20 protein-coding genes and 2 pseudogenes are annotated in these 20529 nt (G+C 69.8%); 12 read left to right on the top strand and 10 right to left on the bottom strand.

Going from position 1 to position 20529, the window contains the following annotated elements; all coding sequences use genetic code 11:
* The first annotated feature begins 75 nt into the window (after positions 1-75).
* From J8M50_RS33455 to J8M50_RS33415, 9 genes are all read left to right on the top strand, one after another.
* Positions 76-573 (top strand): roadblock/LC7 domain-containing protein, encoded by a 498-nt coding sequence (locus tag J8M50_RS33455; RefSeq protein WP_029183309.1) that lies wholly within the window; start codon positions 76-78, stop codon positions 571-573.
* Positions 570-968: a DUF742 domain-containing protein gene (locus J8M50_RS33450; protein WP_010349974.1), complete on the top strand. Its 399-nt coding sequence runs from the start codon at positions 570-572 to the stop codon at positions 966-968. Before J8M50_RS33455 ends, J8M50_RS33450 begins: the two co-directional genes overlap by 4 nt.
* Positions 969-975: 7 nt before the next feature.
* Positions 976-1551: a GTP-binding protein gene (locus J8M50_RS33445; protein WP_010349975.1), complete on the top strand. Its 576-nt coding sequence runs from the start codon at positions 976-978 to the stop codon at positions 1549-1551.
* A complete protein-coding gene (locus J8M50_RS33440) occupies positions 1548-2159 on the top strand; it encodes a GAF domain-containing protein (RefSeq protein ID WP_010349976.1) in 612 nt (203 codons plus the stop codon). Before J8M50_RS33445 ends, J8M50_RS33440 begins: the two co-directional genes overlap by 4 nt.
* A 70-nt stretch (positions 2160-2229) precedes the next feature.
* Positions 2230-3480 (top strand): acyl-CoA dehydrogenase family protein, encoded by a 1251-nt coding sequence (locus tag J8M50_RS33435; RefSeq protein ID WP_010349977.1) that lies wholly within the window; start codon positions 2230-2232, stop codon positions 3478-3480.
* A 252-nt stretch (positions 3481-3732) separates the two neighbouring features.
* Entirely contained in the window at positions 3733-4701 is a 969-nt protein-coding gene (locus J8M50_RS33430) for an endonuclease/exonuclease/phosphatase family protein (protein ID WP_010349978.1), read from the top strand.
* Positions 4698-5540, top strand: coding sequence for an endonuclease/exonuclease/phosphatase family protein (locus J8M50_RS33425; protein WP_010349979.1), 843 nt, complete (start codon positions 4698-4700; stop codon positions 5538-5540). The genes J8M50_RS33430 and J8M50_RS33425 overlap by 4 nt, the downstream gene beginning before the upstream one ends.
* Positions 5541-5617: 77 nt before the next feature.
* Positions 5618-6115: a GntR family transcriptional regulator gene (locus J8M50_RS33420; RefSeq protein ID WP_010349981.1), complete on the top strand. Its 498-nt coding sequence runs from the start codon at positions 5618-5620 to the stop codon at positions 6113-6115.
* A gap of 48 nt (positions 6116-6163) precedes the next feature.
* Complete coding sequence (locus J8M50_RS33415) at positions 6164-7054, top strand: aminoglycoside phosphotransferase family protein (RefSeq protein WP_078480342.1); 891 nt, start codon at positions 6164-6166, stop codon at positions 7052-7054.
* Here the strand turns inward: J8M50_RS33415 and J8M50_RS33410 are convergent.
* From J8M50_RS33410 to J8M50_RS33380, 7 genes are read right to left on the bottom strand one after another with little or no spacing between them, the layout of a single operon-like run.
* Complete coding sequence (locus tag J8M50_RS33410; protein ID WP_010349984.1) at positions 7035-7904, bottom strand: shikimate dehydrogenase; 870 nt, start codon at positions 7902-7904, stop codon at positions 7035-7037. The genes J8M50_RS33415 and J8M50_RS33410 overlap by 20 nt on opposite strands.
* Positions 7901-8623 (bottom strand): coenzyme F420-0:L-glutamate ligase, encoded by a 723-nt coding sequence (locus J8M50_RS33405; RefSeq protein ID WP_010349985.1) that lies wholly within the window; start codon positions 8621-8623, stop codon positions 7901-7903. The genes J8M50_RS33410 and J8M50_RS33405 overlap by 4 nt, the downstream gene beginning before the upstream one ends.
* Positions 8620-9663, bottom strand: coding sequence for a glycosyltransferase family protein (locus J8M50_RS33400; RefSeq protein WP_010349986.1), 1044 nt, complete (start codon positions 9661-9663; stop codon positions 8620-8622). The genes J8M50_RS33405 and J8M50_RS33400 overlap by 4 nt, the downstream gene beginning before the upstream one ends.
* The gene (locus J8M50_RS33395; RefSeq protein WP_010349987.1) at positions 9660-10520 is read right to left on the bottom strand and encodes a phosphoenolpyruvate carboxykinase (ATP); all 861 of its coding nucleotides are present in this window, start codon (positions 10518-10520) and stop codon (positions 9660-9662) included. Before J8M50_RS33395 ends, J8M50_RS33400 begins: the two co-directional genes overlap by 4 nt.
* On the bottom strand, positions 10517-11734 hold the full coding sequence (locus J8M50_RS33390) for a methionine adenosyltransferase (protein WP_010349988.1): 1218 nt from the start codon (positions 11732-11734) through the stop codon (positions 10517-10519). Before J8M50_RS33390 ends, J8M50_RS33395 begins: the two co-directional genes overlap by 4 nt.
* Positions 11682-12611: a Gfo/Idh/MocA family oxidoreductase gene (locus tag J8M50_RS33385; RefSeq protein ID WP_029183311.1), complete on the bottom strand. Its 930-nt coding sequence runs from the start codon at positions 12609-12611 to the stop codon at positions 11682-11684. Before J8M50_RS33385 ends, J8M50_RS33390 begins: the two co-directional genes overlap by 53 nt.
* Positions 12608-13450, bottom strand: coding sequence for a sugar phosphate isomerase/epimerase family protein (locus J8M50_RS33380; protein WP_040835110.1), 843 nt, complete (start codon positions 13448-13450; stop codon positions 12608-12610). Before J8M50_RS33380 ends, J8M50_RS33385 begins: the two co-directional genes overlap by 4 nt.
* Positions 13451-13766: 316 nt before the next feature.
* On the opposite strand from J8M50_RS33380, the gene J8M50_RS33375 reads away from it, so the two are divergent.
* The 3 genes from J8M50_RS33375 to J8M50_RS33365 all read left to right on the top strand — a co-directional run bounded on the left by J8M50_RS33375 (position 13767) and on the right by J8M50_RS33365 (position 17185).
* Positions 13767-14918 (top strand): hypothetical protein, encoded by a 1152-nt coding sequence (locus J8M50_RS33375; RefSeq protein WP_010349991.1) that lies wholly within the window; start codon positions 13767-13769, stop codon positions 14916-14918.
* A 296-nt stretch (positions 14919-15214) separates the two neighbouring features.
* Positions 15215-15637, top strand: coding sequence for a helix-turn-helix transcriptional regulator (locus tag J8M50_RS33370; RefSeq protein WP_307718548.1), 423 nt, complete (start codon positions 15215-15217; stop codon positions 15635-15637).
* 111 nt (positions 15638-15748) lie between these two features.
* Entirely contained in the window at positions 15749-17185 is a 1437-nt protein-coding gene (locus J8M50_RS33365; RefSeq protein ID WP_010349993.1) for a tyrosine-type recombinase/integrase, read from the top strand.
* A 55-nt stretch (positions 17186-17240) separates the two neighbouring features.
* On the opposite strand, the pseudogene J8M50_RS33360 reads toward J8M50_RS33365, so the two are convergent.
* The 3 genes and pseudogenes from J8M50_RS33360 to J8M50_RS33350 all read right to left on the bottom strand — a co-directional run.
* Positions 17241-18194 (bottom strand): annotated as a pseudogene (locus J8M50_RS33360) (dihydrolipoamide acetyltransferase family protein); the annotation flags it as partial.
* Positions 18195-18275: 81 nt separating this feature from the next.
* Positions 18276-19247: pseudogene (locus J8M50_RS33355) on the bottom strand (alpha-ketoacid dehydrogenase subunit beta); the annotation flags it as partial.
* Position 19248: 1 nt separating this feature from the next.
* A complete protein-coding gene (locus tag J8M50_RS33350; protein ID WP_029183312.1) occupies positions 19249-20355 on the bottom strand; it encodes a thiamine pyrophosphate-dependent enzyme in 1107 nt (368 codons plus the stop codon).
* Positions 20356-20529: the final 174 nt, after the last annotated feature.

The raw sequence follows: 20529 nt of genomic DNA, 5'->3' as shown, positions 1-20529 counted from the left end.
CCCACCGGCCCCGCCTCTCGCCACCGAGAAGCGCGTACGGCCGCCCCCACCGTTACGGACATACGGAGCACTCGCATGACCACTCATGGCATGGACAGCACGACCGGGACCGGATCGACCGCGCAGGACGCAGGCATGTCGGGCCTGACCTGGCTGCTAGAGCGTTTCGTCGAGTCCGTACCGGGAGCCGAGCGTGCGTTGCTGCTGTCGCGGGACGGACTGCCGCTCGTCGACACCGGCAACGACCAGACCTGGGCCGACAAGCAGTCTGCAGCCGTGTCCGGGATCGCCGGGCTGACCGCCAGCGTCCAGACACCGAACGGACGCCGGGCTGGGGACCCGCGCCAGGTGATGGTCGAGTACGACGACTTCTGGCTCTTCGTACAGAGCACCGGGGAGAGCCGGGGTGTCTTCCCCCAGCGGCAGACCAAGGTGGCCACGGTGCTATGTGTCCTGGCCGGCCGGGGTGCGTCCGTGGGGAGGATCGGCGAGGAGATGGCCGAGCTGGTGGCGAGCTTCGCGCCGTACATCGCCGTACCCGTGCGCGAGGTTCAGGGAGCTGACGTACGGTGATCGGCTCCCGGCACGACGCGGTGGAGGACGGCCACTTCGTACGTCCCTACCTCCACACCGGCGGACGCACGACCCCCCGGTATCCGATGAGTCTGGAGACGGTCCTCGCGGCCGGGCCGGGACGACCCCGGCCGGGGCACACGCAAGTCCACATTCAGGTCGTGGAGTTGTGCCGTACCCACCACCGCTCGGTCGCCGAACTCGCCGGACGGACCCGGCTGCCGGTGACTCAGGTCAAGGTCCTTCTCTCCGACCTCGTCGACGACCGCGCCCTCTACCTCCCCGCCACCAGCACGGACGGCTCCCCCGTCCCCCGCCGACAGCTCCTGGAGGCAGCCCTTGCGGGCCTGCGGAAGAAGTTCCCCGACGCCGTCTCCCACCTGCGGGCCGGGTGAACCACCCATGACCACCATGTTGAAGATCCTCATCGCGGGAGGGTTCGGGGTCGGCAAGACGACCATGGTCGGCGCGGTCAGCGACATCGAGCCGCTGTCCACCGAAGAGGTCATGACGGCCGCCGGACAGGCCACCGACGACCTGGACGGGATCAAGTCCAAGACCACGACCACGGTCGCCCTGGACTTCGGCCGTCTCACCCTCCCCGGAGACGTCCCGCTGGAGCTGTACCTGTTCGGAATGCCCGGTCAGGACCGGTTCACCGACTACTGGCACGACCTCGCATACGGCGCAGCCGGAGCCGTCGTCCTGGCCGACACCCGCCGCCTGACCGTCAGTTACCCGGCCATCGACTTCTTCGAGCAGATGCGGCTGCCATTCGTCATCGCGCTCAACGAGTTCGACGGCGCCCACCGCTACCACCCCGAGCAGGTCCGCACCGCGATGGACCTGCACCCCGGCATCCCGGTCGTGACCTGCGACGCCCGCTCCCAGGCCGCCGCCGTCGGCACGCTCGTCACCCTCATCGAGCACGCCCTGGACGCTGTCCCGGCCGACTCTCTTCTCCTGGACGCACCATGACCTTTCATCTCCCTCCTGCCTTCCCGAAGCCCCCCGAGCCTCCGCTCGTCGTCCCGCCGCCGGGTCTGATCGGAGCCGACGGCGAGAGCGTGACCGGCGAGCGTGCCGACCGGCTCTCCGACATCGCCGCCCGGATGGAAGTGGCGCACCGGCTCGGCCTGTCCACCGATCCCGACCCCGTCCTCGACGAGATCGCCGCCGACCTGGCCGCCCGCATGGACATGCAGTACGCGTTCGTCAACCTGATCACCGACCAGCAGCACTTCATCGGTCTGCGCCAGCCTCCGGACGGCCACGGCTACGTCCCGGTGGGCCGGACCATGAGCCTGGACCGCGGCTGGTGCCGCCACACCATCACCCGCGACAAGGCGCTCCCTCTCCCCGACATCTACGCCTCCCGCTTCCACCTCGACTTCGTCGCCGAAGCCCTCGGCGTCCGCACCTACTTCGGGATGTCGATCAAGGACCCGGTGACCGGGACTCCGTTTGCCACGGTGTGCGCGATCGACCGCGAGGTGCGCACCGTCGCCGACTCCTACCGCCTGCGGGACATCACCGTCGACGCCGCCGAAGAGGCCCGCGACGTCATCGTCCAGCGCGCTCGCTGAACCACACCCCGCGTTCGAGGTCCCCGGCCGTACCGCCCGTAAGCCGACTCCAGGGAGAGGGAGACGCCCCATGTACACCACCCCCGCGCCACCGCCGCCGTCGCTCCGCCTCTACCTCACCGACCAGCACGAAAGGCTGTGGGAGACGGCCGACCGGTTCGCGGCCGACCGCATCGCGCGGCGCGTGGACACCATGGAACGTTCGGTGCGGGTCGAGAAGCGGCTCGTCGCGCTCATGGCCGAGCAGGGCTGGTACGGGGTGATCATCCCCGCCGAGTACGGCGGTACGGAGGCCGGGCATGTCGCGAAGACCGTCCTGGTCCACCGCACCGCGCGCGTCTCGGCGGCCGTCGCGGCAGCGCTCCAGGCCACCGTGATCCCCGCGTACGGCCTGACCGTCTTCGCCGACGACGAGCAGAAGCGCACCTGGCTGCCGGGGATCGCCGACGGGTCGGCGTTGTGGTCGATCGCCGTGACCGAACGCTGGGCCGGTGGACACATCGGCGGGATGGAGACGACCGCCGAACCCGCTCCCGACGGCGGCTGGTTCATCACCGGCACCAAAACCCGCGTCGGCAACGCGCACCTCGCACGCTGGCACCTGGTCGTCGCCCGCACCGGTGCTCCCGGCGAGACGGCCTCGCGAGCCCTGACCGCGTTCGCGATCGACGCCGACTCGCCCGGCCTCGTGCTTCACCCGCACCACCCCGCGCTCGGACTACGAGGGTTCTCGCTCGGCGAGATCGACCTCGACCGCGTCCACGTCCCCGCCGAGCACGTCATCGGCGAGGTCGGCCGGGGGATGGACGTGGCGCAGACCGCCAGCATCACCGCCGGCCGCCTGAACATCGGAGCGATCTCCCTGGGCCTGCACGAAGCGATGCTGGAGACCACCACCGGCTACCTGAGCAGCCGTCCCCGCTACAACGGCTCCCTCACCGACCTCCCCGTCGTCCGGGACCAGCTCGGCGAGATGCAGGCCCGCTTTCACACCGCCCGCACCCTCGTCTACCACGCCTCCGCCCTCCTCGACCTCCCCCCGCACCCCGGCGAACAGGACCCTGCCCCCGTCCCGGACACTGTCGCCTCCGACGTCCGCACGCGGTGGACTGCCGATCTCGTCACCGCCAAGTACGTCAGCCAGCAGCTCGTTGAAGCCTCCGGCCAGGACGCGGCACACCTGCACGGCTCCCGCGCCTACGACCTCGACCACCCCTTCCAACGGCTTTGGCGCGACGCCCAGATGCTCTACTCACCCGCCGGAACCGGCGAGACCCAGCGCATCAGACTCGCCGACACACTCCTCGGCACCCCCACCTGACCTCCCGCTTTCCTGCCACCGCGCGCGGCCACCCCCGTCTCTGCCTACGGCCGCACGCGGACCGCGGGCTCCTGCCGCCGACTCGGTGGCAGGCGGCAGGAGCCCAACCCCCCACACCCACCGCGCGACCGCGCCCTGGGCTGCTCGGCCGCGCGGTGGACCGTCTCCCTGTTGCCGTGTCGGCGCGGCGACAGGGAGACCCCGACTTCCGTCTTCTGTCCGCATCTCGTCCAAGAACACCGGAGGGACTCCGTGAGCAACACGTACAGCGAACCCGTGATCAAAGTGGTCACCTTCAACCTGGAACACGACGGCGGCCCCGATGAGGATGGCCGGTTCCCGAAGCGGTGGCATGACGCCCACCACTTCCTCTCCGAGCTCGAACCGGACCTGCTGTTCCGTCAGGAGATGACCTACAGCCGCGACAAGAAGACCGGCAACCGCCGTCTCCACGCCGCCGAGACATACCTCGGAATGCGAGGGTTCATCGGTGCCGAAGGCGTCGGCAACAACCCCACCGCCCTATTCAGCCGCCCTGGCACGTTCAACATCCTCCGGCAGTTCGACCACCCCGGCATCTGGCGTACCCCGCCCGCTCAGGCGGTCGTCTGCTTGCGCGAGCTCCCCGAGCGTCCCATCGTCGTGGTCAGCTGGCACGGCGCCTTCAACTCCGTCAAGGGCCGCGAACGCGAGGCCGACGAGATCACCAATCTCGCCGACAAGATGAAACAGGGGTTCGGCTTCATCGGCGGCGGGGACTGCAACGAATACCCCGTGCCGCACGGTGAGAAGGTCCCGCCCATCGACTGGTCCAGCCCCGACATCACCGACCGCGTCCACATGGTCCACCGCAGCAAGCCCAACCCCGACGGCACCCGCACCAGTTGCACCTACCTCGACGGAACCCTGCTGGCCTGCGGCCTGCACGACCCCGCCCGCTACGCCGCTCACCACCTCGGCAAACCCCACGCCCTCAACCCCACCGCCGGCCACGCTCCCCAGTCCCGAGGCCAGGGCGGACCACGCCGCATCGACCGCCACTACACCGACCCCTGGACTGCCACCGCAGCCGTCGACGTCATCATCCACGACACCAGCGACTTCTCCGACCACAACGCCGTCGAAGTCGTCTACAGCCGCGCCAAGTTCATCGAGGCGCAGAAGCGTGCGGTTACCCCTCTGCCCCCGTACGACTTCAAGCCCCTGGGAAAGGCCGCATGAAACTGCGGGCGGTGACCTGGAACCTCTACCTCGGCGGGCTGGACGGCGACGACGAACAGCGGTTCGACGACCAGGTCGGCATCCTCACCCACCTGCACCCCGACATCCTCGCGCTCCAGGAGTGCACCTCCTGGGACGAGAAGGACCGCGCCACCAGGGTCGCGGACAAGCTCGGCATGAAGATCGCCCTCATGGCGCCGTCGTACGGCGCGGACCCCGCGTTCCGCAACTTCACCGCCACGCTGTACCGGCCGGACACCTTCCGCCTGATCGACAGCCGGCGGCGTGCCGTCACCGCTTTCCACCACGCGCTGATCCTCACCCGGCTGCGCCCCCAAGACGCACCTGAGGACGGCTCCGGCGACCTGACCGTCCTGACCACCCACCTCGACTGGAGCGGCGGCGAGGCCCGGCTCGCCGAAGCCCGCCGGATGACCGACTACGCCGGAGAATTCCCCGGCACCCCCGGCCGCGGACTCCTCATGGGCGACCTGAACTGCCCACACCCCGGCGACCGGATCGACTGGAACCTCATCCCGCGCAACCTCCGGTCCCGCTACTGCCGCATCAACCCGGACGGCACGTTCGGCGACGCCGACCTCGACGCCTACCACCTGCTGCTCGCCGCCGGATGGCAGGACCCCGAAACCCTCACCGGCCGGCCCCGCGCCGCGAGCGTCGGCCACTTCTACGACAACGAACCCGTCCCGATGCGCTTCGACCACATCCTCGTCAGCAACCTCCGGGTCCACGCCTGCACGACGTACGACACGGCGATCGCCCGGCGGGCGTCGGACCACCTCCCGGTGATCCTCGACGCCGAAACCACCACCCCCTGACCACCGCCTCTCTGCCGCCCGCCGGGTTCAGGAACGGCGGGCAGCAGAGCCCGGACCATCCACAGGACGACCTCACAATGACCGACCTCACCGCCGCCGAGACCCGCGGCCTCGACCCCCGACGCACCGGACAGGCGGGCCGCGCCTACCGAGGGCTGCACGACGCCATCACCACCGGACAGATCCCGCCCGGCACCCCGTTGAACGTCACCGACCTCGCGGCCGGATACCTCGTCCCCACGATCGTCATCCACGCCGCCCTGCGCGGCCTCGCCCGGGACGGCCTCGTCAGCACCGACCCGCTCGTCGTCGCCTCAACGGCGTCGACCTCTCCGGGAATCCCCCGGAAGAAGATCCAGCAGATCGAGCATTCGATACGGCTGCGTCTCGCCGACGGTGTGTACCCACCCGGCGGAAAGTTCCCGGCGCCCGAAGAGCTTGCCGACTGGTACGGCGTTCCCGCCCCCGCGATCGCCAAGGCTCTCGGCCCTCTCTTCGCCGAAGGACTCCTCACTCACGATCACATCGGCCCCCGCGTCACACCCCTCGCCGGCCACAACTGTCCTCCCATCTGAGCCTCTTGCCACCTCCGACCACTCCTCCCTCGCCTCCGGAAAAGAATCATGACGAGCTTCAACGCGGCCCGATCAGCAGCTATCCCCTCCTCAGGGAGCCCTCTGCTGACCTGGGCCATGGATGCACTGGGGACGTCTCGCCCCCCACGCCCCACAGGCAGCCCCCGTGTCTGGGAAGTCATCCAGAGCGACCGGAGGTTCTTCGTCAAACGGTGCGCGAGCCGCACCGCCTACCAGCGCGAAACGTACGCCTACCGGAACGTCCTACGCGGCCTGGACGCCGCCTGCACCCCTCGGCTCGTGGCGTCCTCCGAGCGACGCCTGGCCCTGATCATGACCGCCGTTCCGGGCATCCCCGTCTCCCACGCCCGCATGCCGGTGACCAGCCGGGTCGACATCTACCGCCGCGCCGGCGCCGTCCTCGCCCAACTCCACGCCCACCAGCCCTCCCCACACGCCTGGGCCACGGCCCGTACATCGCTGACGCAGGCGGCCGACGCCGCCGAACGCCTCCTCGACACCGGCCGCCCCTGCTTATCGGAGAAGGAAGAGGAGTTCGCCAGGCAACGGGTGAAGCATCTCCGGGACGCCAAACCGCTGTTGACCGGCTTCATCCACGGCGACCCCCACGAAGGGAACTGGATCCGCTCGGCAGGCGGCCCGCTCGCGCTCGTCGACTACGCGAACAGCCGCCACGCGTCGGTCGTCCACGACCTCGTCCCGCTGGCCTGCCGCTGGATCGACCTCCCCCTCCTGCGCAGCAGCTTCTACGAGGGGTACGGCCAGAGGATCAGCACCGCCGAACGCCACATGCTCGTCTCGCTGATCACGCTCCGCGCCGTGAACCGGCTGACGCGCGGCGTCTTCGAAGGCAACGAGGCGCATGTCCGGTCAGGTCGGCGTCTCCTGGCCCGCATGATCAAAGGGACGAAGATCTGAACGGCCGGACGTCGGTCCCGTACACCGAGGAGCTGCTGTCCGGGAGGGCTCGTCGCGCCGCCGCGTACATGGCTTCCCAGGGCGCCGGGCTGTGGCCGGTCTGGAGTTCAACCTGGCGGGCGGCTTGGTGCACGAGCATGGGGAGGCCGCCGATGACCGTGCTCCCCCTGTCCTGGGCAGCGCGAGCGAGCGGGGTCGGCCAGGGGCGGTACACGACGTCGAGGAGGGTGTTCCCCGTCGTCGGCCAGTGCGGGGCGAGGGGGTCGGCGGCGCCGGGCGGGAGGGCGGAGACAACCAGGTCGGCGTCCAGGTGGCGGAGAGCCTGGTCCCACGGCCGGATATGCGCGGTGATGCCGATGCGTTCGGCGGCCAGGGCCAGTTCGTGGATGCGGCTGGTGTCGCGGGCGACGACGGTCGCCGTGGAGCAGCCGAGGGTGTGCAGGACGGCGAGTGCGGTGGACGCGGTGGCTCCTGCGCCGAGCACGCACGCCGACTCGGCCCGGGTGACCCCGGAGTCCCAGAGGGCGTAAAGCACGCCGGTGAAGTCGGTGTTCTCTCCGAGAAGTTGTCCGTCCACACAGGTGATCGTGTTGGCGGTGCCGGTGGCTTTCACTGTGTCCGAGACTTCGTCGAGGAGGGGTACGGCGGCGCGTTTGAGCGGCATGGTCAGCGACAGCCCTGCCCAAGTGTCGTCAAGGCCGGCGAGGAAGGCCGGGAGCTGTTCGGGGGTGCAGTCGATGGCCTGGTAGGTCCAGTTCAGGCCGAGTGCGCGGTAGGCGGCCCGGTGCAGGACCGGGGAGAGCGCCGCGTCGACTGGTGAGCCGAGGAGGGCAAGTCGCTTACGGGTCATGCCTGGTGGTGGAGCATGGTGGCCACGCCGTCGTCGCTGGGGGTGTAGGTGACGCCGCGCAGTACGGCGACGGGGGCGCCGCGTCCACGCTGGCCGAGGATGATGCCGGCGGCGGCTGCGATCAGGTCGGTGAAGGTCTCCTCCTGCCGCTTGCCCCCGTGTTCGGTGACGCGCAGGGGCGCGATCCCGGCGGCGCCGATGGACAGGACGGTGGCGCCTCGTCGGTCGGCGCGGCCGTCGGAGTCCGCGATGACGACTGCGACCTGTGCTCCGGTCTTCGCGGTGAGGGTGTCGCGCAGGGTGCGGGCGGAGGCGTCGGGGTCGGCGGGCAGGAGCCAGGCGCCGTCGGTTCCGGCGCGGTCGATGCCGGCGGAAGTGAGCTGGTAACCAAGGGTGTGCTGGGCGATGATCGGGCCGCGTTCGGTGGCGAGGAAGTGGCTGGTGGAGTGGTCCAGGATGAGCTGGACAATGGGTGCAGGTTTCCCGGTGCAGGCCGAGAGTTCGAGGGCTTCGGGGCCGGGGGTGACGTCAGCGAGGGCGACGTACCGCTTCTCCGAGATCGACACGACCTTGCTGGCGACGACCACGATGTCTCCGTCCTCCAGGGCGGTGCCGGTGTCGGTGAGGACGGTGGTAATGGTGTCGGCCAGGTCGTCGCCGAGCTGGAGTTCGGGGAAGGGTTCCAGGGCGAAGGCGGTGAAGCCGGAGGTAGTGGTCACGGGTGGGCTCCTGGTGGGGAGTGGAGGGCGGTGTGCAGGAGGGTGTGGGCGGCGGCGAGCTGCCGTACGCGGTGTTCGGTGGTGGCGTGCTGTCCGTCGGCGAGCCAGTCGTGGACGCGCCAGATGTAGTACGGCCACAGCGCGCGTGCCGAACTGGCGGGCGATGTACCGGAGTTGACGGCCTGCCAGGCTTCCGCGACGGGGAGCGGCCAGGGGTGTTCATGGTATCGGTCCGGGCTTGGGCCAAGGCTCTCGCGAAGCGTGGTCAGCATGGCCTGGAGGCGGTCCGGGGTGATCTCCCGGTCAGCGGCCCGGTACGCAGCCGGCACCCCGCCGTCCGCCTGCGGGCTCGGCGGACGGCTGGTGGTCAGGTGGAGGAGGACGGGGACGGCCTGGTGGTAGATCGCGGCCAGGTGCGGGAAGGACCCGGCGTGCTCCTTGGGCCGGTCGACGCGTACGGAGGCGATCGGGCCGGTCGCGGTCAGGAGGAGGAAGGCGTCGATGCCGTACCCGTTCACGCATGCCGCCAGCTCCTCGGGGAGCTTTTCTGCGGCGCGGAGGACGGTGGTCAGGGTGGTGCGGGAGAGTGCGAGGTCTCCGGCGAGCGGTTGGGGGATGTCGTGGCCGGTGGTCGCGGCGATGAGGGGGCGGGCGAGGTGGTTGGTGAGGTTGGCTTCGTCCCAGTGGCGCGGGTAGTCGGCGATCGCGAGGGCGGCTCCTGTGCGGACGCGGTCGATCAGTGCGGCGTAGACGGCCGGGTCGGGGTTCAGGGTGTCGGTGTCGGCGATCAGGACGACGTCCGCGTCGCCGAGCTCGGGCCGGCGGGCGGCGGCCAGGATCTGGGCGCCCTTCCCCCGTACCAGGCCGGTCAGCGCGACCTTCGCCGCCCGCGTCGTGGTGGCGGTGAACCGGTGTGTGGTGTCCGGGGAGTCGGAGGAGTCCGCGTTGACAACGACCATGCCTCTGCTGTCGACGGCGGTGGTGACCGCCGCGATGGTGGACGCCTCGTTGCGGCTGGGCAGGATCGCGGCCGTCCTCATCCGGCCTCCTTGTCCAGTAGGTCGGCGGCCGTCTGCGCGTCGGGCGCGTGGAGGTAGTCGTACCGGCATGCGGCGAGCAGGTGGATCAGTTCGTGGCGCTGGCGCGCGAGGGCGGGGCTGTCCAGCGGCCACACCGTCCCGTACGGCATCCCGGTGACGCCGAGCGGGGTGGGGAGGCCGGAGATGTAGCGGGCCAGGAGTTCGTGCAGCCGCAGGCGTTCGTTCAGCGTCAGCGGCACCGCCGGCGTCAGCGATCGCGTCCGCAGAACGGGGTGGACGGCGACGCGTACGACCCAGGCCAGCGGGGACGGTCCGGCCGTGAAGGGGAACAGGGAGAGCTGGGCTTTGGGGGCGAGGGGCTGTTGGGGGTCGCGGACGGCGGCGGTGGGTTTCCCCGGCCACACCTCCACGGTTCCGTCTCCGGAGGCGCCGAGGACGACGAGGTCGTCCCCGGCATGTATCCAGCCGCGTTCCGCGAGAGCGAGCGCGGTCGAGGTCTTCCCGGCGCTCTTCGCGCCGAGGAGGAGCAGCGCGCGGCCGTCGGGTGCGACCAGGGCGGTGGCGTGGACGGTGATCTTGCGCTGCCGCTGGCGGAGGCGTTCGAGCGCGGTGTAGGTGACGTGGGCGAAGGTGTCGGACGTGGCGGCGGCACGGGTCAGCCGGATGTGGACGGTGTGTGGGCCGGCGGTGACGTCCGGGGTGCCGAGGCTGATCTCGACGTCGGCCTTCGTGTCCGTGGCGTCGTACGGTTCCAGCGTCCAGCCGCCGGGCAGCGCAGGAGCGCCGGGGATCCGCACCTGGTCGGTGAGTTCGAGGATGCCGTGGACGTGTCCGGTCGTGATCCGGTACAGGGTCACCGGACTGCCTCGTCGAGTTCGGCCAGCAGCGTCTCCAGCGGCTCGACGCGCGGCAGGTAACGGCCGTCCAGGAGGTCCGCCAGCCAGCCCGTACGCGCCAGCGCGTCCCGGACCAGTTCCTCGGCAGGGGCGTCCTTCGAGGTGGTGATCTCGATGGACGCGGGCTGGTCGTAGGCGGCGTTGTTGTGCCACAGCAACCCCACACGGCACGGACCGAACTGTTCGGCTACGGCGCGGGCGGCGATGTCGGCGAACCAGCCGCCGACCTTCCCGACGTGATAGGCAGGGTTCTTCCCGAACGCAGCCTCGTTGCCCGCGAGATGCGCGCCGCTGATCACTCCGGTGCGGGCGTTGCCCCTGCCCACCAGGCCGTCCTCGCCGTAGTCGACGGCGGAGCCGGACAGGGTGAAGTACTGGCGGGAGAGCGGCTCGACGAGGGTGTCGCGGGTGTTGCACACCACGCTGACCCGGCCCGGCAGCCGCTGTCGCAGCAGCGCGGTCAGGTCGTCGGTCGCGCAGACGACCGCGTCGTGGAACTCCGCCGCACTGCCGAGGTGTCCGGCGAGAGCGGGGACGCACACGGTGACCGTCAGCTCCGCACCGGAGCGGACCGCGAGGGCCTTGATGTCGCTGCCCGCCCACGGACGGCGCCGGAAGAACGACTCCGCCAGCAGCACCACCGTCTCCGTGACCGTGCGCGGGAACGAACCCACCAGGTACGCGGTGTCGTTGGAGAACGCCCTCGGCCGCTCCGGCAGGTCCTCCAGCGAGCGCGGGGCGAACCAGTACGGGAACTTGCTGGAGTCCGTCGTCCCGTGGAGGAACTCCAGCCGTACCCGCTCGAAGCCGGGCAGCGCCGTCCGCAGGTGCTCGACGGCCGCCTGCTCGAAGATCTCCCGCACCGGCAGCGGCCGTCCCGCGAACGTCGCGGAGACCCGGCCGCCGAAGACTATCCGCAGCGGCCGGTCGTACACACCGTCGGTGTCGGTGAAGGCGGCCCGGCCGCCGAGGACGGCGACCTTGTCCAGGTTGTGGTGCAGCACCGCGCCGAACTCGCCCTCGCAGTACTGGCTGTAGCGGATCGAGGCGAGTTCGGCGATGCCGTCCGCGAGGGTGTCGGGGTGGCCGATGCCCTTGCGCTCGACGACCTCGACGGGCAGGTCAGACGGCAGCGGGGCGCGCTGCCCGGACCACGTGTGCGTCGCGATAGACACGGTCGATCACCTCCAACGGGCGCCGCAGCGCCGACAGCGGGAACAGACAGGGGTGGACGGCACCGCCGTCAGCTGCGGCCAGGACCGCCGTATACATCCGGCGCCGCAACTCCTCATGGGTCGGCGCGGCAGCCGGATCGCCAAGTCCGGCTTCGAGATTCCGGCCGCGTACGTCGAGGCGGCGGCCGTCGGCGAGGTGCAGGGTGACTTCGTGGTGGGGCGGACCCTGGTGGTCGATCCGCGCGTCGACGATGACGGCCCGCCCTTCGGGCAGGGTGACGACCGCTGCGATCCCGTCCTCCATCTCCCCCAGCTCCCGGCCGTGCACCGTGACCGCCGCAGTGTTCTCGACGTCCCCCGGCATCAATCGCAGGGCGAGGGCCAGGCCGTGGACGGCCTGCTGGTGCAGTACGCCGCCGGCAGTGGCGAAGTGACAGCGCCAGCCCTGGAAGTAGTGCGCATCGCGCCGGACCGCGAGCCGCACCTCCGCGCGCTCCACCATCGGAGGATCGGCGAGCAGGGTGTCGAGGCCGGGAGCGAAGTGCGGCTGGAACCCGACGAAGATCCCCTCATCCTCGCCGGTGAGGGCGGCGGGGTCGAGGACGACGGGCTTCTCGACCAGGACGGCCGCTCCGTTCGCGGCAGCCGCGCGGGCGACGGTGAGCGCGGCGCCCGGCGGTACGGCCACGATCACCAGTTCCGGGGACACCGCCGCCAGAGCCGACTCCCACGACCCGAATACCGGCACTCCGTGGGGGAGTTCGGCGCGCGGCGCGGGGTCTGCGATCCCCGCCACGGCCAAGTCGGTTGCGCCGGCGAGCGCGTCGAGGTGCTTGCCGCCCACCTCACCGGCCCCGACCAGCAGCACCCGCCTCACAACGCGCCCCGCAGGAACTCCGCCCCGACGGTCAGCGCGTCGGCGGGGGTGTCGCGGACGTGGGTCTCCAGGGCGTAGGGCAGCACCGGGTTCGCAGCGTGCAGCACCGGCAGCGCCATGCCATACGGAACGCTCCCCTCCCCGGCCGGACAGAAGACCCGCCCGCCGCCGCCGTCCGCCCGGAAATCCTTCACGTGCACGTAGCCGACATACGGCGCCAGCGCCTGGACCGACTCCGGTGTGGCTTGGCCGAGTTCGTGGAGGTTGGCCACGTCCAGCCACAGCCCGAGCCCCTGGCCGTGGTAGCGGTCGAGGACCTCTAGGAGCGTCTCGACATGGGCGACGGTGCACACCGGTTCGTTCTCCAGCAGGAGCCGTACGCCTGTGGAGTTGGCGAGGTCCAGGGCCTGGGCCAGCAGGGGGTCACCCGGCAGCCGCTCGGTCAGCTCCTCCTCGACCCGCAGGTGGGAGAAGACCCGCACGATCCCGGCGCCGAGCATCCCCGCCACCGCGATCGCACGCTCCACCCACTCCAGCCGCTCCTCCACCGCGACCCGGGTGGGGAAGCCGAAGCTGTCCACGCGTCCCGGCGTCGCCTCCGGGCGGCACCACTTCCACAACGGCGATGCCAACGCCGTTACCGTCAGGCCGCGTTCGTCGGCAAGGCGGCGGATGCGCTCGATGTCCTCGTCGGGCAGCTTCAGCACGTTGGTGCCCTGGGCCGAGCGGATCTCCAGCCGGGTGATGCCCAGCTTCGCCGCCAGGTCCATGCCGGGGACCGGGTCGGGGCCCAGCTCGTCCGGGTTGAGGACCAGCGACGGTGCCGTACTCGTCTTCACGATCACTCTCTTCACTCGCGATACAGGGGGAACCGGTCCGGCGCCGGAACTGACCTCCAGGCACCGGACCGGATCAGAGAACCGTCACAGCGGGCCGTCTCCGCCGCCCGGGGGCGGCGGGGTGGGGATCGGACCCGGCGGGGGCGGCGGAGGGGGCGGGGGCGGCGGCTGCCCCGGAGCGAACACGACAGCGGTGTGCATGGTTACCTCCCAGGTGAGAAGGCATCCACCATCACCGCGACCCCACCAGACCTGACATCCCATCAGCTGTCCCAGAGTGCGGACAGATCCTGGCCACTGGACAACGCTTGGTCACATGCCCGCCCCCGCACTCACCCCTGACGCCGTCCGCGCCGAACTCCTGCGGCTGCGCCAAGGACCCGCCCTCGGCCACCCCGGCGCCGTCACCGCGCTCAGCAGTCCCCTACGTGCGCTGCTGCTGAGCCGACAGCCCCCGCTGTCACCGGCGGCCAGCGAGACGACCCGGCTGGTCGCGGCCCTGCGCCGGGCGATCGACGGCCTCTCCCCGCACGAACGCCGGTACGCCACAGCGGACTTCAACCTGGTCGACGAACACTCCTGGCCGACCCTCACCGAACGGCAGGAGTCCCTGGCCCGGGTCCTGCGGTGCTCGGTCAAGACAGTCCGCCGACACGCTGGACAAGCACTGGACAGCCTCGCCCTGCTCATCTCCGACGGCAGCTACCTCACCGGAGAACCCCCGGAGACAGACGGAGACGAAGCGGAGGACACCGACGCGACGGCACGGTTCTTCGGTATCGGCCACAACTCCAACGTCCACGTGGTCTGTTCGACCATGACCCGCCCCCGGCGGAGCGACCCCACCCCTACCCGCTACGGCGCCTTCGCCGACCTCGACGCCCTCGTCTACACCCGCGTCCACCTCGCCCAGGCATTCCCCACCGCGACCATCCGCGACTTCTACCCCGGCGAGTACTACGCAGCCGACCCCGACTGCCTCATCATCCTCGGCTCACCCCACCGCAACACCGTCTACCGCGAGTTCGGCCCCCACCTCCCCTACCGCTTCGCCGAACCCCCGGACGCCGACCTCACCTTCCCCGGCCACGGAAACATCCGATTCGGCCCCCTCTGGGCCCCCGAGGGCGAACTCCTCGCCGACCTCACGGTCATCACCCGCCTCACCCTCGACCAGGGCACCACCGTCATCCTCCTCGGCGGCTGCCACACCCTCGGCGTCCTCGGCGCCGCGAAAGCCCTCCTCAACAACCCCCGCAACACCGCCCACCTGGACGCCGTATCCGACCACGGCGACTTCGTCGCCGTCACCACCACCCGCAAGATCGGAGGCATCACCGACACCCCCGACCTCACCACCACCGACCCCCTGCTTCTCCTGACCCGCGATCAGGCGGGCGGCTTCACCACCCACCTGGACAACGCTCATCGCCATCCAGGTGCCGAAGAGCAGGAGTCACGTCCATAACAACTAGGAACGCCTCACGCTCTTCCCACCGGCACCACCCTGAAGGGCCGCCCCCTCACCTCATCTGACGGAAGGCACTCTTCTCAGCCTTCCTGGCAGCGCGCTTCCGAAAGCGCCTTCTCGCCGAGGTGCGAGGACCGTCCCACATGTAGCACTGGCAGCCTCGGCGTGCGTAGCGGCAGACCTGCCGATGTCCAGGATTGTCTTGGCGAGTACGCGAGCCCGAGACCGGCGCATCGCCGACCTCGAAGTCCGCCTCACCGCCCCGGGGTCAACGACCTGACCCCACCCACCTCATGGCTCTCCACCGCCCGGTGGAAAACCGTATTCCAACTCCCTGTCAGTTGGCGATCAGCCTTACCAGGAATCCCCGGCCAAGCCAAGCCGCTCTTTCCTCGGATTCTCATCCTGTCACCGCACCAATCACGACAGGAGCAGAGGCTATGGCGCAACCTACCCGGGTTCCTGAGGCCGCCTTCTTGAACCTCCCGAAAGCCGCAGAGTATCTGGGAATCTCCCCGAACACCCTCTACGTCTGGCGTCATCGCCGACAGGGGCCACCCAGCTTCCGCATGGGCCGACGCGTGATGTACCGCATCTCGGCTCTCGACGCTTGGGTCCGAGCCCAGGAACAAGCGGATTCACGCTCGAATCCTGCCCTCAACCCTCTGGCGCAAAAGCCGAAGCGTCGTTCAGCGACCTCCCAGTCACCGCAGTAGCCCTTGATCGAGATCTCCTCGAAGAAACTTCGAAATCGGGGATAAGGGTCTGCCTCGAAGCGCGTTAGGACCAACCGCTTCAAGAACAACGAACAACCAGAGGACACCGAAGTGGCGGGCTACATAGAGGATCGCTGGCTCAAGAAGCGACCCGACAAGCAGACCGGGAAGCGAGAAAGGACCTCCCTCTACGGGAAAGGGAAGAGGTACCGCGTCAAGGGGATTCCCGGGGTCCAAGACCGATCGTTCGACACCAGCGAGGACGCCAAGAGTTGGCTCGCCACCGCTAAGACCGACGCCCAGCGTGGAGAGTTCATCGATCCACGCGCCGGCGACATCTCCCTCACTGACTACATCGTCAACCACTGGTGGCCCAGCAGGTCGGACGAGCCCTCCACCGCAGCCCCGATGCGTAGCCGAATCTGGAATCACATCATCCCGCTCCTCGGCGACCTCTCTCTCCGCGAGATCGATGCTTCAGCGTTGCGCTCGTTCGCAGCCTCTTTGCTGAGCCGCGTCGAGAATACGACTGCGGAGGTGATCTGGGGCCACCTTTCAACCATCCTTACCTGCGCAGCGGACGACAAGCGGATCCTCCACAACCCCATCAAGGTTCACAAGAGTGTCAAGGCCCCGCGACGCACAGCCAAGAAGGCGAAGGCGTGGACACGCGCCATCGTCGATGCTGTCCGCCTCCACATTCAGGACCGCTACAAGTTCGCTGTCGACCTCGGGCTGGGCCTCGGCCTGCGCCAAGGAGAAGCCTTCGGCTTGGCTGAGGAGGACTTCGATTTCGAGGCGGGTGTCGTACATGTCCGTCGCCAACTCAGGTGGGATGCCAAAGGTCGGCCGTACTTCTGCCTGCCCAAGGGGCAAAAGACTCGTACGGTTCCGCTACCGCCCAACCTCGCGGTGCGGGCGCGTGAGCACTTCCGGAAATTCCCGTCCGTCTCCTGCACTCTGCCGTGGAGGAATCCAGAGCCACCGACCAACGCGGTGGAGGCTCGACAGCGGAAGCCGATCACGGTTCAACTGGTCCTCACCACCTCGCACGGCAACCGCATCTACTACCGGACGTGGAACGACAAGAGCTGGAAGCCAGCACTTGCTGCTGCCGGTCTGATCCAAGCGGTCGGCGAGAAAGTCGAACGGCACGGCGGGCGAATCCGTAGGACCCCCATCTACGCAGCGCCCCGCGAGGACATGTTCCATGTGCTGCGGCACACCTACGCCAGCGTGCAGCTGGCGGCCGGCGAGTCGGTCGTCAGCCTGTCCGTCTGGATGGGGCACTCCACGCCGAAGATCACCCTGGAGCACTACGCTCACTTCATGCCCGGTGCTGGCCAACGCGGTCTGTCCGTCATGAACTCGTGGCTGGAGTCCAGTCAGACACCGAATGTCCCTGAGAAGTCCCTGCTCACGGGATGGATCAAGAAGCTGCCGCCAAACCCGCAGGTCAAGGTACTCATCGCTGCTGGCGCCCGCATGAACGTGAAGTACAAGGAGACGGCTCGGGGTGGGCTGGCGGTGAACATCATCGAGTGCTGAACGGGCCGCGCTGCTCGGTGATGCGGCGGGTTTCGCGGTGCAGGGCGGTCTTGCCTCAACTCCCCTGCGTGAGCGTGCTGATGGCGTGGTGGAGGAAGCCTGCCGCCGAGGCGCCGTCGCAGGTCCGGTGGTCGAACGTGAGGGAGAGGGGGAGGATCGTCCGGACCGTGACCTCGCCGTTCACCGCCCAGGGGCGGTCCGTGAGGCGGCCGGCGCCGAGCATCGCCGTCTGGGGGTGGTTGAGGAGGGGGGTCGCGCCGTCGACGCCCAGGGGGCCGTAGTTGTTGAGGGTGAAGGTGCCGCCCGTGAGGTGGTCGGGGGGCAGGGTGTCCGTGCGGGCCAGGGCTGTCAGGCGGGTGAGTTCCGCGGACAGGTCCCTCAGGGGGAGCGTGTTCGCGTTCCTCGCCACCGGGACCGTCAGGCCCTTCGGGGTCTGGGCCGCGAACGCCAGGTTGATGTGCGGGAGTTGGATCAGTTCGCCTCGGTCGGGGTCGATCCGTGAGTTGAACTCGGGGTATTTCTCCAGGGCCTTGACGGCTGCCTCGGCCAAGAGGGCGAGGAGGCCGACTCCTTCGGACTTCTTGCGGGCGAGGAGGTCGGTCGCGTCGGTGTCGGCCCAGATGGTGACGGCGGGGGTGTCGCGCTGGGCGCGGAGGAACTTGTCGGCGGTGGCTCGGTTGAGGGGGGTGCGGGAGGGGGTGTTCGGGGTGGTGCCCTTCGGAGTGCGGCCCGTGCCGTAGCCCGTGAGGACCGCGCCTGAACCGGCGTCCGTGGTGGGCCTGTTGGACTCCGGGAGTGCTTCCGTGGTGCTGTCGGGCCGTGAGCGCTCCTGCGTGGGCGGGACCTCGGCGACCGACACCAGCGCCGCGCCCACCTCGACCGCCACCCCGGCGTCACAGTGCAGCGCGGTCACCACCCCGGCGTACGGACTCGGCAGCGACACAAGGGACTTGGCGGTCTCGACCTCCACGAGAGGCTGGTCGTGGGTGACTTGATCCCCGACGCGCACCAGCCATTCGACGACCTCGGCCTCGGTGAGCCCCTCCCCCAGGTCGGGAAGGTGGAAGGTGCGTTCGGGGCCGCGCACCGGCTCGGGGTGCACGCGGCGGAGCGCCGTCAACACCCGCGCGGCGTCGGGCAGATGGGCATGTTCCAACAGCGGCGGCGGATACGGCACATCCAGCCCGGTGACCCGTAGGACGGGCGCCCGCAACGCGTCGAAGCACCTCTCCTGAACCCGGGCGACGATCTCGGCCCCGACCCCGGCGAACCCCTGCGCCTCATGGACGACGACACAACGCCCGGTACGGAGCACCGAGTTGACGAGCCCGGCATCGTCGAGGGGAACGAGCGTCCGCAGGTCGAGAACCTCGACGTCCAGCCCCTCCACGGCGGCCTCTTCCGCGGCGGCGAGGGCGACGGCGACAGCGGGCCCGTACGCGACGAGCGTGACGTCGCTCCCGGCGCGGCGGACGGCGGCGGTACCGAACGGCTCGGCGCGCAGGGGGAGTTCGACGTCCTCCTTGGTCCAGTAGTGCCGTTTGGGTTCGAGGAAGACGACGGGATCGGGGTCGTCGATGGCCTCGCGCAGAAGGGCGTACGCGTCGCCGACGGTAGCCGGGGTGACGACTTTCAGCCCGGCGGTGTGGGCGTAGTACGCCTCGCTGGAGTCGCTGTGATGCTCGACCCCGCCGATGCCGCCCCCGTACGGAACGCGCAGGACGATCGGCAGGGTGAGCGCGCCGCGCGTACGGTTGCGGAGTTTGGCGACGTGGGACGCGATCTGCTCGAACGCCGGATAGGCGAACGCGTCGAACTGCATCTCCACGACCGGACGGAACCCGGCCATGGCGAGCCCGACGGCGAGCCCGACGATCCCGGACTCGGCAACTGGCGTGTCGAAGCAGCGGTGTTCACCGAAGTCGGCGGCGAGCCCGTCGGTGACGCGGAAGACGCCGCCGAGCCGTCCGACGTCCTCACCGAAGACGAGAACGCGCTCGTCGGCGCGCAGGGCGTCCCGCAGGGCGGTGTTGAGGGCCTTGGCCATGGTCGTGGGGGTCATCTCAGCAGCCCTCCAACGCGGCGCACTGTTCGGTGAGTTGGGGTGTGGGCGTGCTGAAGACGTGGTCGACGAGGCCACGGGGGTCGACCGCCGGGTCCTCGGCGAGCCGTACGCGCACCCCGGCCGCGTACGCCTCCGCCTCGGCGGCGATCTCCATCACCTCGGCGGACGTGAGGAATTGACGCTCCATCAGCCACGACTCCAGCCGCTCGACGGGATCCCGGTCCCGCCAGGCCTCGGCCTCCTCGGCGGACCGGTAGCGGGAGGGGTCGTCGGCGCTGGTGTGCGCCGCCATGCGGTAGGTGTGCGCCTCGATCAGCCAGGGCCCGTCTCCGGCACGCGCGCTCTCAACGGCCTTGTGCAGTACGGCGATCAGGGCGACCGCGTCGTTCCCGTCGACCTGCTCGGAGCGGACGCCGTAGCCGACTCCCTTGTACGCGAGGGCCGGTGCGGCGCTCTGCGCGGCGAACGGCACGGAGATGGCGTACCCGTTGTTCTGCACGAGGAAGACCACCGGTGCCTTCAACACCCCTGCCAGGCCCAGCGCTTCGTGGAAGTCGCCCTCGCTGGTGGCGCCGTCGCCGAGGAGGGCGAGGGCGACGGTGTCGGTGCCCTTGAGGCGCTCGCCGTGGGCGAGGCCGGCGGCGTGGGCGGTGTGGGTGGCGAGCGGGGTGCACTGGGGGGCGGTGCGGTGGGTGACGGGGTCGTACCCGCAGTGGGCGTCGCCGCGCAGCAGCGTGAGCGCCTCGACGGGGTCGATGCCCCGGCTGACCAGGGCGACGCAGTCGCGGTAGGTGGGAAAGAGCCAGTCGGTGGGGCGCAGCGCGAGGGCGGCGCCGATCTGGCACGCCTCCTGGCCGAGGCTGGAGGGGTGGACCGCCAGGCGGCCCTGCCGGGCGAGGGCGGTGGCCTGCGCGTCGAAGCGGCGGCCGACGACCATTTTCCGGTACGCGGTGCGCAGCAACTCCGGATCGGGCAACGAGTATTCCCCGTTCTCATTCCCCGAAAACCATTTGCCCGAGGCCGCTTCTCCAGTGCGCGGGAGAAAACGAACCGGATTCTCGGATGGCAGCCACGGCACCCGCGATCGCGTCGGCCTGTCGCCCATTTTCCAGCCGTCCTCTCGTCAAGGAACCGTGTCGGGCCAGAGCTAACACACCCTCGACTCCCTTCCTGAGAAGGGAGGATGAAGCGGAACTGAACAATCTACCGGTCTATACCACCTCTTGACCGAGCACCGAATGTCTACCGACCGTTGGGCCAACCGCAATTCCCGGCCCTC

Source organism: Streptomyces acidiscabies (genome assembly GCF_020010905.1).
Classification (GTDB): domain Bacteria; phylum Actinomycetota; class Actinomycetes; order Streptomycetales; family Streptomycetaceae; genus Streptomyces; species Streptomyces acidiscabies.
Note: the sequence above shows the minus strand (reverse complement) of the source record. Positions and strands in the feature narration are given on the sequence as shown.

Excerpts from the sequence above, each read along its gene's own strand:
- J8M50_RS33455 (WP_029183309.1), top strand. The coding sequence starts at position 76 with ATGACCACTCATGGCATGGACAGCACGACCGGGACCGGATCGACCGCG.
- J8M50_RS33445 (WP_010349975.1), top strand. The coding sequence starts at position 976 with ATGACCACCATGTTGAAGATCCTCATCGCGGGAGGGTTCGGGGTCGGC.
- J8M50_RS33440 (WP_010349976.1), top strand. The coding sequence starts at position 1,548 with ATGACCTTTCATCTCCCTCCTGCCTTCCCGAAGCCCCCCGAGCCTCCG.
- J8M50_RS33435 (WP_010349977.1), top strand. The coding sequence starts at position 2,230 with ATGTACACCACCCCCGCGCCACCGCCGCCGTCGCTCCGCCTCTACCTC.
- J8M50_RS33425 (WP_010349979.1), top strand. The coding sequence starts at position 4,698 with ATGAAACTGCGGGCGGTGACCTGGAACCTCTACCTCGGCGGGCTGGAC.
- J8M50_RS33420 (WP_010349981.1), top strand. The coding sequence starts at position 5,618 with ATGACCGACCTCACCGCCGCCGAGACCCGCGGCCTCGACCCCCGACGC.
- J8M50_RS33415 (WP_078480342.1), top strand. The coding sequence starts at position 6,164 with ATGACGAGCTTCAACGCGGCCCGATCAGCAGCTATCCCCTCCTCAGGG.
- J8M50_RS33410 (WP_010349984.1), bottom strand. The coding sequence starts at position 7,904 with ATGACCCGTAAGCGACTTGCCCTCCTCGGCTCACCAGTCGACGCGGCG.
- J8M50_RS33400 (WP_010349986.1), bottom strand. The coding sequence starts at position 9,663 with ATGAGGACGGCCGCGATCCTGCCCAGCCGCAACGAGGCGTCCACCATC.
- J8M50_RS33375 (WP_010349991.1), top strand. The coding sequence starts at position 13,767 with ATGCCCGCCCCCGCACTCACCCCTGACGCCGTCCGCGCCGAACTCCTG.
- J8M50_RS33370 (WP_307718548.1), top strand. The coding sequence starts at position 15,215 with ATGGCTCTCCACCGCCCGGTGGAAAACCGTATTCCAACTCCCTGTCAG.
- J8M50_RS33350 (WP_029183312.1), bottom strand. The coding sequence starts at position 20,355 with ATGGGCGACAGGCCGACGCGATCGCGGGTGCCGTGGCTGCCATCCGAG.